Below are 18,607 nucleotides of genomic sequence, written 5' to 3'. Positions count from 1 at the left end.
GGTCCGCTATCGAGTGATGGGTCGGGCGCGTCTGACCGCGACTCAGTACCCCTGCGCGTTGCCGTCCTTGCGGGGTTCGGTCGCCCCCGAGAGGACGCCGTCTTCGTTGCGGACGATCTGGGCGCCGCCGAACAGCGCCGGCGGGAGCGTCTTCACGTCGTGGCCCTTGCGCACCAGTTTCGACGCGACGTTGCCGTCGAACTGCGGCTCCAACGCCAGACTCCCCTCCTCACGGTAGCGCCAGCGGGCGCTGTCGAGCGCCGTCTGGAGCGGCTGGTCGTAGTCCACGATGTTGGAGATCAGCTGCACGTGCCCCTGCGGCTGCATGTAGCCGCCCATGACGCCGAAGGCGGCCCAGTCGTCCGTCGCGTCGTCGTCGGGCGCGAAGTCCGCCAGCGCGGGGATGAGCGTGTGGAACGGACGCTTGCCTGGCTGCAGCGAGTTCGGGTGGTCGGGGTCGAGCGAGAACGACGACCCGCGGTTCTGGAGCGCGATGCCGGTGTCGCCGGCGACGACGCCGGAGCCGAAGCCGGCGAACCGGGAGTTGATGTACGAGACGACGTTGCCCTCGTCGTCGGCGACGCACAGCAGGACCGTGTCGGCGTCCTCGGCGTTCGCGTCGGGGACGCCGAACGTCACGTCGTCGTTGCACTCCTCGCCGACCTCCTGGGCGCGCGTGGCGGCCCAATCCTTGCTCGCGAGCGGCGGGTGGTCCTCGAACTCGGGGTCGGTGATGTAGCGGTGGCCGTCGTGGAACGCCAGCTTCAGCGCCTCTGAGAAGTAGTGGACGCGCTCGGGCGAGTCGTAGTCGTACTCGGCGGCGCCCAGTTCCTCGGCGATGTTGAGCGCCTCAAGCGCGATGAGCCCCTGGTTGTTCGGCGGGAGTTCGTACACCTCGGTGCCGTTGTACGTGGTCGAGACGGGCTCGGGGAACTCCGGCTCGAACGCCGCGAGGTCGTCGACGGTCATGAAGCCGCCCTGCTCCTGCACCTCGGCGGCGATCTGTTCGGCGATCTCGCCCTCGTACACTACGTCGGCGCCCTCCTCGGCGATCAGCTCCAGCGACGCGCCGAGCTTCGGGAGCGTGACGTGCTGGCCCACGTCGGGTGCCTCGCCGTCGAACAGGAAGGCGTCGCGAGCGTTCTCCGTCTCGAACAGTTCCTCGCCGTGCTGCCACTGGGCGGAGACGACCTCCGAGACGGGGTAGCCCTCCGTCGCGTAGCGGATCGCCGGCTGGAGCAGGTCGGCGAGGGACTTGCGACCGAAGCGTTCGGCGGTCGCCTCCCAGCCGCGGGCGGTGCCCGGCACCGTCACCGCGTGAGCGCCCGTGTCGGGCATCTCCGCGTCCGCGGGGTCGACGTCCTCCTCCGCGGCGACGGCTTCACGGACGTTCTCGATGGTGGCGTCCGCCGGCGCCGGGCCGCACGAGCGCATCGCGCCGACCTCGCCGTCGGCAGTGCGGTACAGCGCGAACACGTCGCCGCCGAGGCCCGTCGAGGTCGGTTCGACGACGTTCAACGCCGCCGCGGTCGCGACGGCGGCGTCGAAGGCGTTGCCGCCGTCCTCCAACACGGAGATACCGGCCTGTGAGGCGAGCGGCTGGCTCGTCGCCACGACGCCGCGCTGCCCGTACACGGTCGACCGACGTGACGCGAATCGATCGATATCTGGGTCGTCCATGGGAACGCTCACCGACGGAGCGGCGAAAGCCTGAAGGCGAATATATTTGGGAACATCGGGCCGCCACCTTCCTGTTCGTTCGCTGGTGCGCTCTCGGAGCGATCCACCTGATCGCCGGTCGCGGTCCCGTTTCACCCACCGAAGACTGACCGAATGTGAGCGAAGACTGATAACGTGGCTCCACACATACCCAGTATGGGAGCCGAACGCGGCGACCACTCGCCGGTCCGGCCGATGCGAGAGGTGGCGCTGAAGATCAAGCACGTCGGACAGCCAGAGACCGCGGCGTCGGAGCAGTACCCCGACGTGACGATGCGGTCGGTGTCATCGATGACCGGCCGAGGGAACGAGCGCAAACGAATCGTCGAGTTGACCGGCGAACCCGACGACGTTCGCGGGTTCGTCGAGACGTTCGCCGCTGGAGAGCCAGTGGTGTCTGCCGAACCACTCACGCCGTTCGGCGAGCCAACGGTGTTCGTCGCGGTCACCGTCAACGTCCCCGAGTGGGACAGCATCGCGGAACTGCTCGCCGGCCAGGGGGTGCACTACCGGACGGGGACCGTCATCACCGGCGGCTACGAGCGGTGGACGCTGTACCTCGACGCGGACGACGACCTCTCGGCGGTGATCGACGAGATCGAAGCCCGCGGCAACGAGGTCGAACTCGTCCGGCAACTGGAGATGCACGAGGTGACGCCGACGACGCGCTTCGAGAGCGCCGGCGCCCTCCACGACCTCACGCCGCGCCAGCGCGAGGCGCTCGGCGTCGCGATCCGCGCCGGCTACTACGGTCACGAGAAGACGGCGGGCGTCGAGGACGTCGCCGAGGAACTCGGCATCGGCACCACGACCGCGTGGGAGCACCTCGCGCGAGCGGAGGGGAAGGTGATGAACGACCTCGCCGACTTCCTCGGCGGCGACACCTGACCCCGGCGACTCACGCCGCGTCGTCGTACGGCCAGCGACCGCCCATCCGCAACTCCTGTTCGTAGCCGTCGTCGATGGCCGCCCGCATCTGCGAGCGCGAGCGGTGCGGCGTCTCGACCGCTTCGGAGGCGAAGCGAGCGACCGCCTCGGCGACCTGCACCGCCACGTCCCGGAAGTCACGCGAGTCGAGTTTGTCGAGCGTGTCGGCGTGCGTGTGGCCCCAGCCGCGGCCCGACTGCGACGAGGTCGTCGACGCCATCACCGCGGGGACGCCCTCCTGGACGAACGCCCACTGGTCGCCGTGGGGTGCGATGGTGTCGTCGGTCGCGACACTCGTATCGAGGTCGGTCGTCACCGCCCGGAACACCGACCCCATCGCCTCGAAGCCGTTGGTGCCGACGCGGAGGTTCCGAGAGCTACACGCGCCGTCGAGGTTCACGACGCACTTCACGTCGTCCAGGTCGCTCGTCTCGGCGCAGTGGTACGCCCCCCACAGCCCGATCTCCTCGGAGCCGAACGTGACCAGTCGGACGCGGGTGTCCAGGTCCACGTCGTCGCGCGCGAGGATCCGCCCGACTTCGGCGACGAGCGCCGTGCCGGCGCCGTTGTCGTTGGCGCCGTCGGCGATGTCGTGGGCGTCGACGTGGGCCGTGAGCAGCACCGCCTCGTCGGTGTCGGGGCCGACCTCCGCCTCGACGTTCACCGAGGTCGTCGGCTCGTTGCGGCAGTCGACCGCGACGGTCGCCTCACAGCCCGCCTCGGCGTAGCGGGCCAGTCGCTTGCCGACCTCACAGGAGACGCCGACCGCCGGAATCGGTCCCGGGCGCTCGTGGTAGCCCACCTCGCCCGTCGGCGGGAGCGAGCCGTCGAGGTGGTTGCGGAACACGAACGCGACCGCGCCGTGGTCGGCGGCGTTCACGTACTTCTCCATCCGGTGGATCCAGCGGTCGACCTCCTCGGGCGTGTCCGAGGAGGCCACGGCGATGGCGCCGTCGAGTTCGTCCGCCTTCGCCTCGAACTCCTCGTAGGTGCCGTCGCCTACGTCGACGACGCGACCCGTCGCCTCGCCCGACGGACAGCCCGGGAGCGCGAGCACGTCCTGTTGGCCGCCGTGGACGCGTTCGTGTGGCTCGTGGATCGTCAGCGACGACTCTCCGCGCCACCAGCCGGGGATGTCGAACTCCTCGATGCGTGCGTCGCGGGCGCCGGCGCGCTCGAAGGCGTCGCGGACCACCTCCGCGCCGCGCCGCTCGCCCGTCTGCCCGGCCATCCGGTTGCCCACGTCGACGAGGTCGGTGAGCACGTCCCACCCGAACCCGCTGGTCTGTGCGTCGCCCACGGCCGCGTTCGGCAGTCGCATGCGTCGGGGTTCGGGGCGACGACCTTGACTGTCCGGGTCCCGGTCGAACCCGCACGACGGCGCCGCCTCGACGGGCCGCGAATTCGGGAGCGAGCCGGGGACACCCGCCAACTTCTTGTATCATGCTAACGAATGACGCAAAAGATGCCCCGACCCATCGACCTCTCTGACGCCGACCAGCGCGTTCTGCGCCACCTCCGAGATGCGGGCGCGGACTATCCCGCGCTCGTCGCCGCCAACACGGGGCTCCACATCCCGCTCGTCGAACGGCGGATCGCGGCGCTGGAGGAGCGCGGCTTCGTCGAGGCGGCGACCGGCGAGCGTATCTACCGGATCACCGAGGCCGGCCGCCGGGCGCTGGAGGGGGAGGCGGTCGGAACGACCGGCGTCGACACCGACGGGGCGGGCGAGACCGTCGCCGACGGCGGCACCGCGTCGGTCGAAGAGGAGTAACGCACGCGCCCGCCGGGGGCGACCTCGACCACTCTCGTTCGGCTACCGTCAGTCGTCGGTGACGCCGAGCGCCGTCTCGAAGGCGAGTTCGACCGCTCGCTCGTCCAGTTCCCGGGGGAGACTCGCCCGTACGCTCCCGCCGCGAGCGGCCTCGCCGTCGCGCGCCGCCGCGGCCGCCTGCGCCGGCGTCGCAGGCAGGTGGAGGAACCCCGCCGGCGTGTCGGTCCCTTCGAGGAGCGCGAGCGCCCGGTAGAGGATCCCGTTGCAGAGGTGGGTGCCCGCGGTGTTCGACACGCGCGCAGGCACGCCGGCGTCGAGGCACGCCTCGACCGTCTCGCGGACGGGGAGCGTCGAGAGGCGCGCGTCTGCACCGTCAGGGTCGAGCGCTTCGTCGACCGGGTCCGCGCCGTCGTTGTCGGGGACGCCGACCGTGTCGGCGACGTTGATCGCGACCCGTTCGACGCACACCGCCGACCGCCCCGCGGCGAGGCCGGTGGCGACCACGGCGGCGGGGTCGTGCTCGTCGACCAGTGCGGCCAACTCCTCGCCCGCGCGGTCGAACGCGACCGGGAGCGTCTCCCCGACGACCTCGTGACCCGCGACCGTCCGCCCGTCCAGCGCCGCGGCGGTCTCCTGGGAGGGGTTCGTCTCGTGGTCGCCGAACGGCTCGTATCCCGTGCACAACAGTGTCATACTCCGCGTCGTGAGTGACGGTGCGTAAGCGTTCGCGTTGCCGACGCCGTCGCCGGTTCGCGAACGAGAATCGCCGTCGGAGACGGGAGCGACTCAGTCGTCGGGCACCGCCGCCGCGTCAGTCGCCGAGTCGTCGCGCAGCGTCGTCGCGGCGATCACCCCCGCCACCACCACCAGCCCAGCGCACGCGAGGTACTCGCCGGACAGTCCGATCTCAGCGGCCAGCGGGAGCGCGACCAGCGGCCCGAGCGTCGAGCCGAGGTCGCCGAACACGTTGTACACGCCCCCGAGTTTCCCCACGTCGCCGCCGGGGGCGATGTCGCCGAGGTACGCGAGCAGCGGCGGCCCGGTGAGCCCCGCACCCGCGCCGACGAGCGCGACGCCGCCGAGCACCCCCGGTGCGGTGGGCACCAGCGCCGCCAGCGCGAAGCCGGCGCCGAAGACGGCGAGGCCGGGCACGACGGTCGTGGTCCGCCCGAGGCTGTCGGAGAGGCGCCCGACCGCGAGGTTCGACGCCGACAGCGCGAGCACGGAGACGGCCATCACGACGCCGCTGGTGCCCGTGCCCGCGAGGCCGCCCAGCGAGATGTCGTTGGCGTCGGTGTACAACACGATCGTCGACAGCAGGACGCCCGCGTACAGGAAGCGGATCGTGAAGTTGACCGTGCCGACGGCGCCGATTCGGGGGTCCGCGCGCACGAGCGCCGGCACGTCGCGCAGGCGACTCCCGCCGCCGGCGTCGGGGGAGACGTTCGGGAGCACGCGGTAGGCGACCGCCGCGGCGAACAACCCCGCGGCGCCGGCGACGGCGAACGCCTCGCCGTAGCCGTACAGTTCCGTGACGATGCCGCCGAGCACCAGCCCCGTGGGGAAGCCGAGGCTCTGCCCGCCGCGCATGTAGCCGACCCACCGCCCCCGGTTCGCCGGCGTCGTCACGTGCGTCACCGTCGAGAACGCGCCGACGAACACGAACGCCGAGCCGACGCCCCACGCCGCTCTGGAGACGAGGAACACCGTCGCCGACGACAGCCCCAACGGGGGGTTGAGCCCCACGAGGTAGCCGAACGGGACGAGCCCCTGGACGACGAACCCCGCGATCATCGGGCGGCGCGTGCCCAGCCGGTCGAGCACGTCGCCCGCCGGCGTCGACATGAGCAGGCGCGTGAAGCGGTTGATCGAGAGGATGGCGCCGACGAGGAACGGCGCGATGCCGAGCACGCTCCCGAGCGCCGGGATGGTCGGGAACGCGACGCCGCCGCCCATCCCGCCGAAGAACACGCCGGCCACGAGGCTGAGCACGACCGTCCGCACCTGCCGCTCCGAGTACGCGTCGTCGGGGTCCGCATCGGGTGGGGTGTTCGTGTCGGTCACGTCGGGCGGTCTGGAGTCGAACTCGGGGGGTGTGCGATCGCGTGTCAGACGGGGCGGCGGCGTGTGGGCCAGGCGGCGCGGGCGGCGCCGGCAGTTCGGGCCGCACGAACTCGGATTCTGCGGGGGCTACTGGGCGGCTCGGGTCACGCAGCCTCGCTCGTGTCGTCCGTTCTTACTGGGCGGCTCGGGCCACGCGGCCTCGCTTCGCTCTGCCGCGACCACCTCGCCGTTCACGAGACCGGTGGTCTCGTGAGCTCACAAATCGCGACGCGATTTGTGAACGCCGTTGGTCTGAGGGCTCACTCGCCCTCGCTCCTGCTCGCGGGTCGTTTCACTCCCCGCTCGCTCACCGCGGTCTCCCTTCGGTCGACCGCGCTCACCACTCGTACTCCTCGCGCGGGTCCACGTCGTCGCGCTCGCGGTCGAACACGACCTCGCCGTCGACGACGACGTGCTGGCTCCGCGTGCCGACCTCGTGGAACGGGCCGTCCCACACGACGAGGTCGCCGTCGGTGCCCTCTGCGAGGTCGCCGACGCGGTCGCGGATGCCGAGAATCTCCGCAGGGTTCGTCGTCACGGCGTCGAGTGCCGCCTCCTCGGGGAACCCCTCGCGGACCGCGAGGCCGACACAGACGTCGAGGTGCTGCTGGGGGATCACCGGAGCGTCCGTCTGGATGGCGACCGTGACGCCCGCCTCGTGGAGGATGGCCGGCGTCTCGAAGGTGATGTTGCGGAGTTCGTACTTCGAGGCCGACGAGAACGACGGCCCGACGATGGCGGGCACGTCCCGGGCGGCGAACTCCTCGGCGACGACGTGCCCCTCCGTCGCGTGTTCGATGGAGAGTGCGTCGATGCCGAACTCCTCGGCGATGCGGAACACGGTGACGATGTCGTCAGAGCGGTGAGCGTGGACGCGCAGCGGGAGGTCGCCCTCGATGACGCGGGCGAGGTTCTCCCGCCCGAGGTCGCGCTCGAACGGCTCGCCGTTCTCGGCGGCGTGGTCGCGGGCCTCGATGTAGTCCTCCGTCGCCATGAACTCCTGCCGGAGCGTGGCGGCGACGCCCGGGCGGGTGGACGGCTGGCGACCCTCGCGTTCGCCGTGGAAGCGCTTGGGGTTCTCGCCCATCGCGGCCTTCATGCCGTCCTCGGCGATGAGCATCCGGTCGGCGACCCTCCCGTACGTCTTCATCGAGCAGATGATGCCGCCGATGACGTTGCCCGACCCCATCCGCGCGGAGACGGTGGTGACGCCGTTCTGGAACGCGCCCTTCAGCTCTTCGTCGCGCGGGTGGAAGCCGTCTAAGGCGTTCACGTGCGGCGTCGTCGCGCTCGTCCCCTCGTTGAAGTCGCCGTCCTCCGGTTCGCCCCACTCGGCCATCCCGGCGTGGCTGTGGGCGTCGATCAACCCGGGCGTCACCTGCATCCCGGTCGCGTCGACCTCGGTCGCGTCCGCCGGTGCGTCGACCTCGCCGACGGCGGCGACCTCACCGTCGACGACGAGCACGTCGCCCTCGACCGTTCCGCGCTCGGTCTGCGTGTGGACTGTCCCGCCGCGGACGACGACGCTCCCGCCCTCGCCTGTCGTGTCGCTCATTGCCACCGGGTTGGCCGATCCGGTCCAAAGCGTTTCGGTTCGAAACCGACCGACGCCTACAGCTTCCGTCGGATGACCGACGCCAACTCCGCGACCGCGTCGGGGCGGAACGTCCAGATCCCCTCCCACACGCGCGGCTCCGCCTCCAGCGCGAGTAGTCCGACGGGCGTCGTGTGCGGCCCCACCGCGTCGGCGGGCGGGTCGAACACGACGAACCACGAGTCGCTGTAGCCGGCGCCGTAGCCGGCGTGGGCGGTCACGTCGAGAGGGCGCTCGGGGTTCCAGTCGGGTTCGCCGTACACGTGGACGTCGACGTCGGTGGCGGCGAGGTGTTCGTACGTGCGTCGAGTGCCGACCTCGTCGTCGATCCGCGAGAGCTGTTGGAAGGAGGCGTGGAGTTCGCCGGCGTCGGCGCGTGCCGCTCGGAGTTCGATCTGGCGGCTCATCGCGATGAGGAGCAGTTTCTCCTTGTGTGCGAGCGGATAGCCGCGGAGCCGGAACGGCACGTCCGCCAGCCCGGTCAACACCGACGGGAGGTCGGCGTCGGCGAGCCGAAGCGTTCCCGTCTTGTAGAGGTCGGAGTTGACGAGGAGGATCGCACGTTCCAGCGCCGCCAGCGGCGAGGTCGCGAGCACCTCGCCGTCCTCGACGAGCACAGCCACGTCGTCGTCGCCGGTCGTCGTGCCGGCGGTGGCGTCGGTGCTGACAGACACCGGTTGGTCGGCGAACAGTCGGCGCAACATCGAGTCGAGCGGCGTGCCGCCGTCGCGTCGAACCACCGCGAGGCGGCGGTCCGAGGGAACCGCGGACGCGAGCGTCCGAAACTGGGCGTCCAGCACCATCGAGATACGTCGTCAGAGCGTGTCGCCGCGGATAAAGCCGCGCGCCCGAGAATCAGCCGTGAGACCGCTACAGCGAGCCGGGGTCGATCGCTTCCATCTGCTCTTTGTAGCGGTTGCGCACCGTGACGACCGTCACGTCGGCCACGTCTGCGATCTCCGACTGGGTCCGCTTGTCGTCGGACAGCATCGACGCGAGGTAGATCGCCGCGGCGGCATACCCCGTCGGCGACTTGCCGGCGTGGAGGCCGTCGACGGTCGTCTCGTCGACGATCCGGGTCGCACGCCGCTTCACGTCCTCCGGGAGCCCGAGTTTCGAGCAGAAGCGGGGGACGTGCTCGGCGGGGTCGACCGGCTTCAGCGCCAGTTTGAGTTCGCCCGAGATGTAGCGGTACGCGCGGGCGATCTCACGGCGCTCGACGCGAGCGACGCCGACGAAGTCGTCGAGCGAGCGCGGGATCCCCTCCTGGCGACAGCCAGCGTAGAGGCTCGCCGTCGCCATCGCCTCGATAGACCGGCCGCGGATGAGGTCTTCGTCGAGGGCGCGCCGGTAGATCATCGACGCGACTTCGCGGACAGACTTGGGGACGCCCTGCGCCGAGGACATCCGTTCGATCTCCGAGAGCGCGAACTGGAGGTTGCGCTCGCCGGCGTCTTGTGTGCGGATACGCTCTTGCCACGTGCGAAGGCGCTCCATCCGGGAGCGCTTCTCCGCCGACAGCTGTCGACCGCTCGCGTCACGGTTGCGCCAGTCGATGCTGGTGGTGAGACCCTTGTCGTGCATCGTCTGGGTCATCGGCGAGCCGACGCGGCTCTTCCGGTCGCGCTCGGTGGCGTTGAACGCGCGCCACTCGGGACCACGGTCGACGTTGTCCTCCTCGATGATGAGCCCCGTGGGCTCGTGGATCAACTCACCGTCGTCGGTGCGGACGAGGTCGGCCTCGTCGACCTCGTCGGGGTCGACTGTGTCCGCCTCCTGCTTCGCTGACCGGTCGCGCTCGCGTCTCGTCGTGGTCACTAGCGGGCTCGCTTCGTGCGCCCGTCCGGCGGAGCGCCGCTCGTGTTCGACAGTGTCGTACCACTGTGGTCTGGTGCGGGCCGCCGAGAGTCACCAGTCTCGGGCCCGCGATACGTATCCGGCATCCCGATAGCGTACACACAAGTATTTGGTATAAAAGTGTCGCCGAATCGAAGGGGGGCGAAACGGCTCGTCGAACGGCGTGCGATTCGTTCACACCGGTGGGGAAAAGTTAAGCGCTGTGCCACTCTGGTCGGGAGTACGACGAGAGTCGGAGGCCACCCAATGACCGACCACGCATCCCTCGCCACTCGCCTGCCACTCGGCAGCGAGGCGTGCGTGTCGTGGTCGGTCGTCGCCCCCGTCGCCCCCGTCGCATCCGTCGCCGCCCGGTCGGCCGCCTTCAATGGGAAGGCGAATGCCACCGGGACCATCGGCGCGGGCAACGGGGCCGCCGCTCCGGCATACGTACCGTCCGCCTCCATCGCCGCGTGACGCGGCGACGGTTCTCGGGGTCGACCCGAGCGGAGGCGGACACACCCTTGCTCCACCTACCGTTCAGGTTCCCCTGAGCCGTCTCGCAGTCGCGCGGCCGACCCGCTCCCCGGGAAGGCCCGCAGCGCGTTCGAGTCGCGCAGGGAGTGTATGTCGGTTCACCGACACAGACTGGCCGACGCCAGCATGACCATCGCAGTGTCCCGATCGGCCCCCGGCGACCTCGCCGAGGGCGCCGAGACGAAACTCCGCCGCGCCGACGCCGTCGCCGCGGTGGAGTCGCTCGACATCCGCGGCCTCCAGCCCGGCCTCAACGACCTCACGGTCGAGGCCGACGCGACCGTCACGCTCGCGGCGGGTGCGGGCGACACGCCCGACGCCGTCGCCACGGCGCTCGCCGAGACGTTCGGCGTCAACGACGTCGCCGTGACGGCCGTACGGGCGGTCCCGCCCGATAGCGCCGACGGCGCCGCCGTCGCCGGCGAGTAGCGGCGCGACCATCCACTTCTCCGACCACCACCTCGCGAGCGACGCGACCACACGCGACCGAAAGGGCCTACCGCCCGCCGCGACGAGAGCGGGTATGACCGACGCAGACGCCGAGGCCGCCGCCGACGAACGCGACGGCGGCGACTTCGACGACGTGCTGGAGGCCGCTCGCGGACTGCTCGCGAGCGGCCCGCTGTGTGACCACTGTCTGGGCCGCCCGTTCGCAGAGCGCTCCTTCGGGTTGGGTAACCACGAGCGCGGCCACGGCCTCCGGGTCGCCGTCGCCCTCGAAGACGACGCCGACTACGAACCGGGCGCCGCGGGCGACTGCTGGGTGTGCGAGGGCGTGTTCGAGCGCGTCGACGAGTTCGCCGAGCGCGCCGCCGACGCCGTCGCCGACTACGAGTACGCCACCTACCAGGTCGGCACCCGCGTCCCGCCGCTCGCGGAGGAGAACGACCGCCTGCTCCGCGAGGACGCCGGGATGGACCCCGACGCGGGCGAGCCGCTGCGCAAGGAACTGAACCGCGAGGTGGGCAAGCGCGTCGGGCAGGTCACCGGCACCGCCGTCGACTTCGACCGCCCGCACGTGCAGTTCCTCCTCGACGTCGACGCCGACGCCGTGGAGGCGACGGTCAACTCCGCGCACGTGTACGGTCGCTACCGGAAGCTGGAGCGCGACATCCCGCAGACCGAGTGGCCCTGCTCGGACTGCCGCGGCTCCGGGCGGCAGGGTCGAGAGCCGTGCGACACCTGCGACGGCTCCGGCTACCTGTACCCGGAGAGCGTCCAGCAACTGACCGCGCCCGTCGTCGAGGACGTGATGGAGGGCGTCGACTCGACGTTCCACGGCGCCGGTCGCGAGGACGTGGACGCGCTGATGCTCGGCACTGGCCGCCCGTTCGTGATCGAGGTCGACGAGCCACGGCGGAGGGAAATCAACGTACGGCGGCTCGAATCGGACATCAACGCCTTCGCCGACGGGAAAGTCGAGGTGGAGGGCTTGCGCCTGTGCTCCCACGAGATGGTCGCCCGCGTGAAGGAACTCGACGCGACGAAGCGCTACCGCGCGGCGGTCGAGTTCGGCGCCGACGTGAGCGAAGACGACCTCGCGGCGGCGGTCGCCGAGTTGGACGGCGCGACCATCGAGCAGTACACCCCGAACCGCGTCGACCACCGCCGGGCGTCGATGACGCGGACCCGCGTTGCTCGCGAGGTCACGGGCGAGTTGGAGGACCCCCGCCACGCGACCGTCGACGTGCACGGCGACGGCGGCCTCTACATCAAGGAGTTGATCAGCGGCGACGAGGGGCGCACGGAGCCGAGCCTCGCCGGCCTGCTCGGCGTCGACGCGGTGGTGACGGAACTGGACGTGCTCGCCGTCGAGGGCGAAGACGAGGCGTTCGAGCAGCCCGAGTTTTTCTTGGAAGACGGTCGCGGCGACGGTGACGACGCGGACGACGACGGCACCGAGCACGACGAGGCGTAACCGACCCGCCGACGCGACCGCGAACCGCACGCTTTTGCCGCCTCTCGGTGACCCTCAGCCATGCTCGGCGCAGACGAGGCGGGGAAGGGACCCGTCCTCGGTCCGATGGTCGCGGGCGCGGTACGGGCCGACCCCGACGCCATCCCCGACGACGTGGACGACTCCAAGCGCCTCACGCCGGAGCGCAGGCAAGAACTCGACGCGGTCCTCCGCGAGGACGACCGCGTCGCCGTCGCGGTCGCCCACGTCGGCGTCGACCGCATCGACGCGCCAGACACGGACATGAACACCCTCACCGTCGCGGGGCAGGCCGAGGCGCTCGCGCAGGTCGCCCGCGACGGCGACCGCGCGGTCGTCGACGCCGGCGACGTGAGTGAGTCTCGGTTCGCCCGCCGCGTCGCCGACGCGGTGGCGGCGGGGGCCGGCGAGGGGGCCAACGGCGTCGCCGTCGACGTGACCGCCGAACACGGCGCCGACGAGTCGTACCCGGTCGTCGCTGCCGCGAGCGTGGTCGCGAAGGTAGAGCGCGACCGCGTGGTGGCCGAACTGGACGAGGCGTACCGCGACCGCGGCTACGACGGCGTCGGCAGCGGCTACCCATCGGATCCGAACACGCGCCAGTTCCTCAGCGAGTACGTCGCCCGCGAGGGGACGCTTCCGGACTGCGCCCGCCGGTCGTGGTCCACCTGCGACGACGTGCTCGCGGCGAACGAGCAGTCGGCGCTCGACGAATTCTGAATCGAAGCCCCGTATTGGGGATCTCCTCTCGGCCATCCTCACCCGACAATCGCAAGCAGGAGCGGCGAATCGGAGCAGGCGATCACTGGAACGGCGGGAACCGCCAGCCGTAGGCGACGAGCGCGAGGAACGCGAGCAGGCCGAGCGCGCCGACGGCCTCGACGGGGAGCCCGAGGTCGAGCAGCGACGAGAGCACGAGCGCCGACAGCGGGAGGAGCACGGCGAAGCCGACGAACACGCCGGCGAGCACCGTCCACAGCGACGAGTCTCTGGAGCGGTCGGCGCGGTCCAGCTCCTCGCGGGCGACGCGGCGGGCGATCCGTTCGACGTCCGCGGCGGTCAGGTCGGCAGCGTCGCCGTCGTCGGCGGACTGTTCGTCGGGAGTCGCTGTCACCTCAGCCGCGTCGCGGTCGTCCGTGGAGGGCACGCTCGCGGCGAGGCGGGGGAGCGAGAAAAGCGTTCGCGGTCGGTGACCGCTGGTAGCTCGGCGACCGTCAGCGGTCGGTCAACAGCGCACGGAGGATGTCACCGTACGCAGGCCGGGTGATCAACACCCCGACGAGCACGCCGAGGATGGTGAAGATGGCGAAGCCCTGCAGGTCGCCCAGCGACAGCACCGCCAGCGGCGACATCGCGATGATGGTCGTCGCGGCGGCAGCGCCGATGACCCAGAACGCCTTGCGGAAGCGCGACTCGAAGACGCGTCGGGAGTTCACGTCGCCCTCGCTCATCACCTCGTCGGCGATGATCACGAGGTCGTCGACCCCGGTCCCGATGACGGCGATGAAGCCGGCGATGACCGAGAGGTCGAGCGGGTAGCGGATGAACGCCGCGAATCCGAGGAGCACGACGACCTCAGACAGCGCCGTGACGACCATCGGCGCGGCCACCTGTGGGCGCCCGTACCGGAGGAACACGACGCCCGCGACGGTGAGCACCGCGAGCAGGCCGATGATCAGCGAGTCCGTGCGGAACGACTCACCCTGCGAGGCGGTGACGGTGGTGGTCGTCCCCTCGTCGAGCGCGAGCGGCGCCGGCAGCGCACCGGCGCGCAGGTCGACCGATACCTCCTGGGCGCGCTCGAACGCGGCCTGGCCGGAGCCGGTCGTCAAGATGAACGTCGGGTTGTTCGCCCACTCGCCCGACTGCATGGAGTTCGCGAGGCCGCCGTCCATGCCGAACGAGGAGACCACTGCGCCGTCGCGGACGACGAGGATACACGGCTCGGTCGACTGCGGGTTCGACTCGTAGCGACAGTCGCTGCCGCCGGGCTGAGCGACGTTCGTGTCGACGAACGTGCGCTGGACCGACGGAGCCGCCTCCTCGCGGACTGCGACCGAGACGAACGCACCGCCGGAGTCGTCCTGGCGTGCCGTCCCGACGCTCTGGAACTGCTCTTGGGTGATCGCAGTCGTGTTCACGTACGTCGTGGTGTTGTTCTGCTGGACCGGGTGGTAGACGACGATGCGGACGGTCCCGCGCGAGTCGACGAGGTCGACGACCTCCGAGCGGTCCTCGTTGGGCACCTCGATGAGGACGAAGTTCTCCCCGCCGCTCTCGACGGTTCGGACGGACCCGCCGGAGAGCCCTGCCTCGTTCACCTTCGACCGTAAGACGACGACCGCCTGTTGGATCGTCACGTCGGTGACGCCCTCCTGCACCGCTTCGTAGCCGTAGCCGGCCGCGTCGAGCGCACCCGCGAGTTCGTCGGTGGTCGCATCCTCAGTCGTCAACTCCACGGTCGCGGTCTGCTGGGTGACGTCCTGCTGGGTGTAGGTGCCCGGCGGTCGCGCGGTCACGTCGGTCACGTCGACGCCGGACAACTCGGCGGCCACGCGCGACTCGACGGTCGAGGCGTTCTGCCCGCCGAAGTCGACGTCGGTCGCGTGGACACCGGCCAGCGGCGCGCGGATGCGCGTGCCGCCGGAGAGTTCGAGGCCGTACTGGAGGTTGGTGACCCCGCTCGACTCGGCGACTGGGCCGCCGGTCGTGCCGTTCGTCGTCCCGCCGCCCGACCCGGCGCCGATGCCGGGGGCGAACAGGAACACCGTCGACAGCACGAGCATCGCGACGAGGAGGACGACGCGCCAGTTCTCCTTGGCGGAGCCCCACGCGCTCATCGGGCCACCCCCTCGTACTTGTACCAGCGAAGCAGCGACACGTTCAGCAGGTACGTGTTCATCAGGTCCGCCGCCAGCCCGAACACCAGGATGATCCCGATGCTCGACAGGAGGCCGATGCCGAACAGCGTGGCGACCAAGGCCATCACGGCCATCGCCGCCAGCGACGTGAGCGTCATCGTCACGCCGGTGCGCATCGCGCGGTGGGTGGACTCGTAGAAGTCACCCGACCGACGGAGGATGTGGTTGTTCAGCAGGATGTCCGAGTCCACGGAGTACCCGATGAGCATCAACAGCGCCGCGACCGTCCCGAGCGTGAGTTCGATCCCGAGCAGGTTCATCAGCGCCACCGGGATCACGATGTCGGAGAACGCAGAGACGACGACGGCGATGCTCGGCACGAACGTCCGGAACATCGCGAACACCAGCGCCGCCATCCCGACGAACGCCGCAGCGACGCCTAACAGCGCCTGCGTCTGGGTGCCCGAGCCGAACGACGCGGACACCGAGTCGACCGACCGGACGGTGAAGCCGGCGTCGTCGGCCTGCGCCTCCAGGTCGCCGGCGGTCGCCTCCGACGCCTCGAAGGTGACGACGTACACGTTCTCTCCCTGGATACGCTGGATCGAGTCCGGCGTCGAGGCGAACGCCGAATCGATCTGGTCGCGTGCCTGTGCGTCACTCGGCGCGTCGACGCCGAGTCGGAGCTCCGTCCCGCCGGTGAAGTCCAGTCCCGGGTCGACCGGCGCGCCGGTCGCCGCGTAGAACCCGCCGATGACGAGGAGGGCCACGGCCAACACCGCGAGCGGAACCGCCGCGAGTTGCCGGTTGCTGTACCGGGTGTAATCGACTTCCGGTACCTCGAATCGAACCATGCGTGCCGCTCCCCCCGCGCGCCGAATAAGCCTTCTTCTTCACGACTATCGCCGTTTCAGCCACTCTCCGCACTGAAGACGGCGGAGCCGGCCGTCGTCTCGGTCGAGAGCCACGTGCAGATTGGCAGCCCCAGAGACGAGGACTCGGCGACCACAGCCGGATCGCCGCGGGGCGCGCACGGACTCCACGACCTGCGGATCCAGACGACAATAAATGCCAGGCCGCTATATAGAATCCGCCCAATCGGGCGATCACACTCCTCCGACGAGTCGGCGCACTCGGCTCGCATCGTTCGTGCGAGCGCTGGACACGGCGGCGACAGGCCGATGGTGCCTCGTCCCGTACGACCGCACATGAGCCGTGACGCGTCGCGTGTGGTGTTGTCGTTCCCGGACGGCCTGAGCGAGTGGGGCCGCGACCAGATCGATACCGATCGCTACCGGAACTACCTGCGGCGGATGCTCGACGAACCACACGTCGGCGACGAGCGCGAGGAGTTCGTCGACGTGGGCTGTTGTGGGGACTCGCTGGACCTCACCTTCCGGGTCGAGGTCGTCGAGGGCGGCAGTCGGGTCGGCGACGACACCGCGATCGAACTCGTCGAGCGCTCCGGCCGGGTCGAAGGCGGGTGGCGCGTCCAGTCCGCCGGCGGTCCCACCGAGTAGTCTGGAAACGGCCCGCCCCCAGCCGACCGGATGCGTCGGGAGGTGAGTGGTCTTGAGTCGGGGCCGTTTCTTCCAATTTCGCGCGCACGTGAGGACGTGATTAGCAGCATAGTAGCGGGTCGAGAACCGAACCACCAGCGACGCCGACTGTTGAGCGGCGAGGAAATCGGGTCGGTCGCCCAGACGACGAATCGTGGCAGTGCACCGGTGGAGGAGCGTCGCGTCGGCTCGATTCTGGATATCCTGTGAGATCGGCAGTGAGCGGCCACGAGCACGCCGTTCAGACTGGAACGAGGGAACCGCTGAATCGCTGTGCTCGCGCGTTTTCGTATCGCAGTAGAGGGTTTATGAGTGGAATACGCCTCGACAGCGTAAATCGGGTAGACGGCTCCGAGAAGAGACGAAAGTGTGGAATTCGACAGATTCGGGGTCAGGGCATGTACCGGATCACGACCACGCCCGGCGCCGAGCGGACCTCGATGCGGTTCACGCCGAGGCGAGTCGCGCGTGCCCGGGCAGTCTCGGCGTCGGCGAGCACGTCAGCGACGGCGTCGGCGGTGTCGGCCTCTGGAACCGAGACGACGTGGAGTTCGCCGGTGCCGGCGCGTTCGACGCGCGTGAGGTCGCCGACCGGTTGGTCGGCCGCGATGTCGAGCGACTGCTGTGTCGGCGACTCGTCGCTCTCCTCGACGGCGATGAAGCGGCGCTCGTGGACCTCGACGAGCTGCCACGAGACGTTCATCGGCGGGTCGGGCGCAACGACACCCTCGACGGCTTCACCCTCCTCGACGCCGGGGTTCGAGGAGAGCGCGTGGACCTGTCCGGAGGTGACGTCGCGCAGGACGGCGGAGTCGTCGTCGGCGTGCGTGACGAGGAACGCCGCGTCTTTCTCGCCGTCGGCGGCGTCGGCGGGGCCGGCGTCGTCGGTCGCTGACGCCAGCGCGTCGCGGATGGCGTCGAGTTCGGAGTCGTCGGGGTCTCGGTCGGTCATGCCCCCCGGTAGGTAGTCTGGGCTTTTCCGGGTTTCGTGACGTGCGAGCCGCGAGGGAGCGAACGAAGTGAGCGACCGAGCGGCTCGACCCACCGGCGGCGAGGTGGACGCGACCGAGCGACGCGAGGGAGCGTCGCCCGAGCCGCCAACAGATGACGAGGAGGAACGAAGTGAGCGACCGAGCGGCTCGACCAGCCGCCAATCGCGGTGTAGCTGCCGGACGAACGAAGTGAGCGACCGAACGACGGCCCGACGCGTCAGCGACGGAGGTAGTGCGCGGCGGCGATCAGAAGTCCGCCCGCGGCGGGGAAGGCGAGGCCGGCGACCGGCGGGAGCGGCGTCGCCTCGGCGCCGACCGCCGCGCCGACGTACAGCGACGCGAGGAACAGGTAGCCCGCGAGCGCGAGGCCGAGGTCGTAGCCACGGCGGCGCGTCTCCCCGCGGCGGCGCGAGCGCGCGACCAACAGCACGGGGACGATGGTCGGGCCGACGGCGCCGAGGCCGACCAACACGTAGAACGCCCGGACGATGGAGAAGCGCGCCTGTGCGGTCGCGCCGAACAGCGTCACGAGCGCGAGGCCGAACAGGACCGTGAGCAGGAGCGCCGAAAGCCCGCCGAGGACGACGTACGACTTGAACGCCAGCGAGTCGGTCGCTCGGAAGGCGTACGGGAACGCGCCGAACACCCCGCGGTACCCCTCGTCGTCCGTCGACGCACCCGGTCCGGTCGCGGCCGCCGCGTCGGGCGGCGCCTCGCCGTCGGTCATCGACCGTGGTTGGGACGCGGCGGTGTTAAGCGCCCCGTCCGC

19 protein-coding genes are annotated in these 18,607 nt (G+C 70.5%); 7 read left to right on the top strand and 12 right to left on the bottom strand.

Features of this window, described 5'->3' with window-relative positions:
- Positions 1–42: 42 nt before the first annotated feature.
- A complete protein-coding gene (gene ggt / locus P0R32_RS03875) occupies positions 43–1,680 on the bottom strand; it encodes a gamma-glutamyltransferase (RefSeq protein ID WP_276238632.1) in 1,638 nt (545 codons plus the stop codon).
- Between the two features lie 195 nt (positions 1,681–1,875).
- Between ggt and P0R32_RS03870 the strand changes: the two genes are divergently transcribed.
- On the top strand, positions 1,876–2,607 hold the full coding sequence (locus tag P0R32_RS03870; RefSeq protein WP_276238631.1) for a helix-turn-helix domain-containing protein: 732 nt from the start codon (positions 1,876–1,878) through the stop codon (positions 2,605–2,607).
- A 10-nt stretch (positions 2,608–2,617) separates the two neighbouring features.
- Here the strand turns inward: P0R32_RS03870 and P0R32_RS03865 are convergent, their stop codons facing one another.
- A complete protein-coding gene (locus P0R32_RS03865) occupies positions 2,618–3,967 on the bottom strand; it encodes a M28 family peptidase (protein WP_276238630.1) in 1,350 nt (449 codons plus the stop codon).
- A gap of 144 nt (positions 3,968–4,111) precedes the next feature.
- Here P0R32_RS03865 and P0R32_RS03860 point away from each other — a divergent pair, with 144 nt between their 5' ends.
- Positions 4,112–4,420, top strand: a complete 309-nt coding sequence (locus tag P0R32_RS03860) for a DUF2250 domain-containing protein (protein WP_276238629.1) — start codon at positions 4,112–4,114, stop codon at positions 4,418–4,420.
- A 48-nt stretch (positions 4,421–4,468) separates the two neighbouring features.
- On the opposite strand, the gene P0R32_RS03855 is transcribed toward P0R32_RS03860, so the two are convergent.
- The 5 genes from P0R32_RS03855 to P0R32_RS03835 form a co-directional block, all read right to left on the bottom strand.
- Complete coding sequence (locus P0R32_RS03855; protein WP_276238628.1) at positions 4,469–5,113, bottom strand: pyroglutamyl-peptidase I; 645 nt, start codon at positions 5,111–5,113, stop codon at positions 4,469–4,471.
- Between the two features lie 93 nt (positions 5,114–5,206).
- Complete coding sequence (locus tag P0R32_RS03850) at positions 5,207–6,484, bottom strand: MFS transporter (RefSeq protein WP_276238627.1); 1,278 nt, start codon at positions 6,482–6,484, stop codon at positions 5,207–5,209.
- 376 nt (positions 6,485–6,860) lie between these two features.
- Positions 6,861–8,078 carry an amidohydrolase family protein gene (locus tag P0R32_RS03845; RefSeq protein WP_276238626.1) on the bottom strand — a complete coding sequence of 406 codons (1,218 nt, stop codon included), beginning with the start codon at positions 8,076–8,078 and terminating at the stop codon, positions 6,861–6,863.
- Positions 8,079–8,134: 56 nt separating this feature from the next.
- Positions 8,135–8,920 carry a DICT sensory domain-containing protein gene (locus tag P0R32_RS03840; protein ID WP_276238624.1) on the bottom strand — a complete coding sequence of 262 codons (786 nt, stop codon included), beginning with the start codon at positions 8,918–8,920 and terminating at the stop codon, positions 8,135–8,137.
- A gap of 67 nt (positions 8,921–8,987) precedes the next feature.
- Complete coding sequence (locus tag P0R32_RS03835; RefSeq protein ID WP_276238622.1) at positions 8,988–9,935, bottom strand: transcription initiation factor IIB; 948 nt, start codon at positions 9,933–9,935, stop codon at positions 8,988–8,990.
- A 285-nt stretch (positions 9,936–10,220) separates the two neighbouring features.
- Here P0R32_RS03835 and P0R32_RS03830 point away from each other — a divergent pair, with 285 nt between their 5' ends.
- The 4 genes from P0R32_RS03830 to rnhB all read left to right on the top strand — a co-directional run bounded on the left by P0R32_RS03830 (position 10,221) and on the right by rnhB (position 13,146).
- Complete coding sequence (locus tag P0R32_RS03830) at positions 10,221–10,430, top strand: hypothetical protein (RefSeq protein WP_276238621.1); 210 nt, start codon at positions 10,221–10,223, stop codon at positions 10,428–10,430.
- 186 nt (positions 10,431–10,616) lie between these two features.
- On the top strand, positions 10,617–10,919 hold the full coding sequence (locus P0R32_RS03825; RefSeq protein ID WP_276238620.1) for a hypothetical protein: 303 nt from the start codon (positions 10,617–10,619) through the stop codon (positions 10,917–10,919).
- Positions 10,920–11,013: 94 nt separating this feature from the next.
- Positions 11,014–12,408 carry a tRNA pseudouridine(54/55) synthase Pus10 gene (locus P0R32_RS03820; RefSeq protein ID WP_276238619.1) on the top strand — a complete coding sequence of 465 codons (1,395 nt, stop codon included), beginning with the start codon at positions 11,014–11,016 and terminating at the stop codon, positions 12,406–12,408.
- A 60-nt stretch (positions 12,409–12,468) separates the two neighbouring features.
- The gene (gene rnhB / locus P0R32_RS03815; RefSeq protein ID WP_276238618.1) at positions 12,469–13,146 is read left to right on the top strand and encodes a ribonuclease HII; all 678 of its coding nucleotides are present in this window, start codon (positions 12,469–12,471) and stop codon (positions 13,144–13,146) included.
- Positions 13,147–13,228: 82 nt separating this feature from the next.
- Here rnhB and P0R32_RS03810 read toward each other — a convergent pair whose 3' ends face one another.
- The 3 genes from P0R32_RS03810 to secF form a co-directional block, all read right to left on the bottom strand.
- Positions 13,229–13,573, bottom strand: coding sequence for a hypothetical protein (locus P0R32_RS03810; protein ID WP_276238617.1), 345 nt, complete (start codon positions 13,571–13,573; stop codon positions 13,229–13,231).
- Positions 13,574–13,640: 67 nt separating this feature from the next.
- Positions 13,641–15,266 carry a preprotein translocase subunit SecD gene (locus P0R32_RS03805; RefSeq protein ID WP_276238616.1) on the bottom strand — a complete coding sequence of 542 codons (1,626 nt, stop codon included), beginning with the start codon at positions 15,264–15,266 and terminating at the stop codon, positions 13,641–13,643.
- Positions 15,263–16,141 (bottom strand): protein translocase subunit SecF, encoded by an 879-nt coding sequence (gene secF, locus P0R32_RS03800; RefSeq protein WP_276238615.1) that lies wholly within the window; start codon positions 16,139–16,141, stop codon positions 15,263–15,265. The genes P0R32_RS03805 and secF overlap by 4 nt, the downstream gene beginning before the upstream one ends.
- A 354-nt stretch (positions 16,142–16,495) precedes the next feature.
- On the opposite strand from secF, the gene P0R32_RS03795 reads away from it, so the two are divergent.
- Positions 16,496–16,807: a DUF7968 family protein gene (locus P0R32_RS03795; RefSeq protein ID WP_276238614.1), complete on the top strand. Its 312-nt coding sequence runs from the start codon at positions 16,496–16,498 to the stop codon at positions 16,805–16,807.
- A gap of 430 nt (positions 16,808–17,237) precedes the next feature.
- On the opposite strand, the gene P0R32_RS03790 is transcribed toward P0R32_RS03795, so the two are convergent.
- Positions 17,238–17,798 carry a DUF5812 family protein gene (locus P0R32_RS03790; RefSeq protein ID WP_276238613.1) on the bottom strand — a complete coding sequence of 187 codons (561 nt, stop codon included), beginning with the start codon at positions 17,796–17,798 and terminating at the stop codon, positions 17,238–17,240.
- Between the two features lie 257 nt (positions 17,799–18,055).
- Complete coding sequence (locus P0R32_RS03785) at positions 18,056–18,565, bottom strand: DUF8056 family protein (RefSeq protein ID WP_276238612.1); 510 nt, start codon at positions 18,563–18,565, stop codon at positions 18,056–18,058.
- Between the last annotated feature and the right edge of the window lie 42 nt (positions 18,566–18,607).

Origin of the sequence: Halobaculum marinum, assembly GCF_029338555.1 — an archaeon.
GTDB lineage: Archaea > Halobacteriota > Halobacteria > Halobacteriales > Haloferacaceae > Halobaculum > Halobaculum marinum.
The sequence above is the reverse complement of the archived record's forward strand: the minus strand, read 5'-3'. Positions and strand labels throughout refer to the sequence as shown.

Coding starts and splice junctions, on each gene's coding strand:
- P0R32_RS03830 (WP_276238621.1), top strand. CDS start 10,221: ATGACCGACCACGCATCCCTCGCCACTCGCCTGCCACTCGGCAGCGAG.
- ggt (WP_276238632.1), bottom strand. CDS start 1,680: ATGGACGACCCAGATATCGATCGATTCGCGTCACGTCGGTCGACCGTG.
- rnhB (WP_276238618.1), top strand. CDS start 12,469: ATGCTCGGCGCAGACGAGGCGGGGAAGGGACCCGTCCTCGGTCCGATG.
- P0R32_RS03855 (WP_276238628.1), bottom strand. CDS start 5,113: ATGACACTGTTGTGCACGGGATACGAGCCGTTCGGCGACCACGAGACG.
- P0R32_RS03820 (WP_276238619.1), top strand. CDS start 11,014: ATGACCGACGCAGACGCCGAGGCCGCCGCCGACGAACGCGACGGCGGC.
- P0R32_RS03790 (WP_276238613.1), bottom strand. CDS start 17,798: ATGACCGACCGAGACCCCGACGACTCCGAACTCGACGCCATCCGCGAC.
- P0R32_RS03825 (WP_276238620.1), top strand. CDS start 10,617: ATGACCATCGCAGTGTCCCGATCGGCCCCCGGCGACCTCGCCGAGGGC.
- P0R32_RS03845 (WP_276238626.1), bottom strand. CDS start 8,078: ATGAGCGACACGACAGGCGAGGGCGGGAGCGTCGTCGTCCGCGGCGGG.
- P0R32_RS03785 (WP_276238612.1), bottom strand. CDS start 18,565: ATGACCGACGGCGAGGCGCCGCCCGACGCGGCGGCCGCGACCGGACCG.
- P0R32_RS03795 (WP_276238614.1), top strand. CDS start 16,496: ATGAGCCGTGACGCGTCGCGTGTGGTGTTGTCGTTCCCGGACGGCCTG.
- P0R32_RS03870 (WP_276238631.1), top strand. CDS start 1,876: ATGGGAGCCGAACGCGGCGACCACTCGCCGGTCCGGCCGATGCGAGAG.
- P0R32_RS03860 (WP_276238629.1), top strand. CDS start 4,112: ATGCCCCGACCCATCGACCTCTCTGACGCCGACCAGCGCGTTCTGCGC.
- P0R32_RS03805 (WP_276238616.1), bottom strand. CDS start 15,266: ATGAGCGCGTGGGGCTCCGCCAAGGAGAACTGGCGCGTCGTCCTCCTC.
- secF (WP_276238615.1), bottom strand. CDS start 16,141: ATGGTTCGATTCGAGGTACCGGAAGTCGATTACACCCGGTACAGCAAC.
- P0R32_RS03840 (WP_276238624.1), bottom strand. CDS start 8,920: ATGGTGCTGGACGCCCAGTTTCGGACGCTCGCGTCCGCGGTTCCCTCG.
- P0R32_RS03865 (WP_276238630.1), bottom strand. CDS start 3,967: ATGCGACTGCCGAACGCGGCCGTGGGCGACGCACAGACCAGCGGGTTC.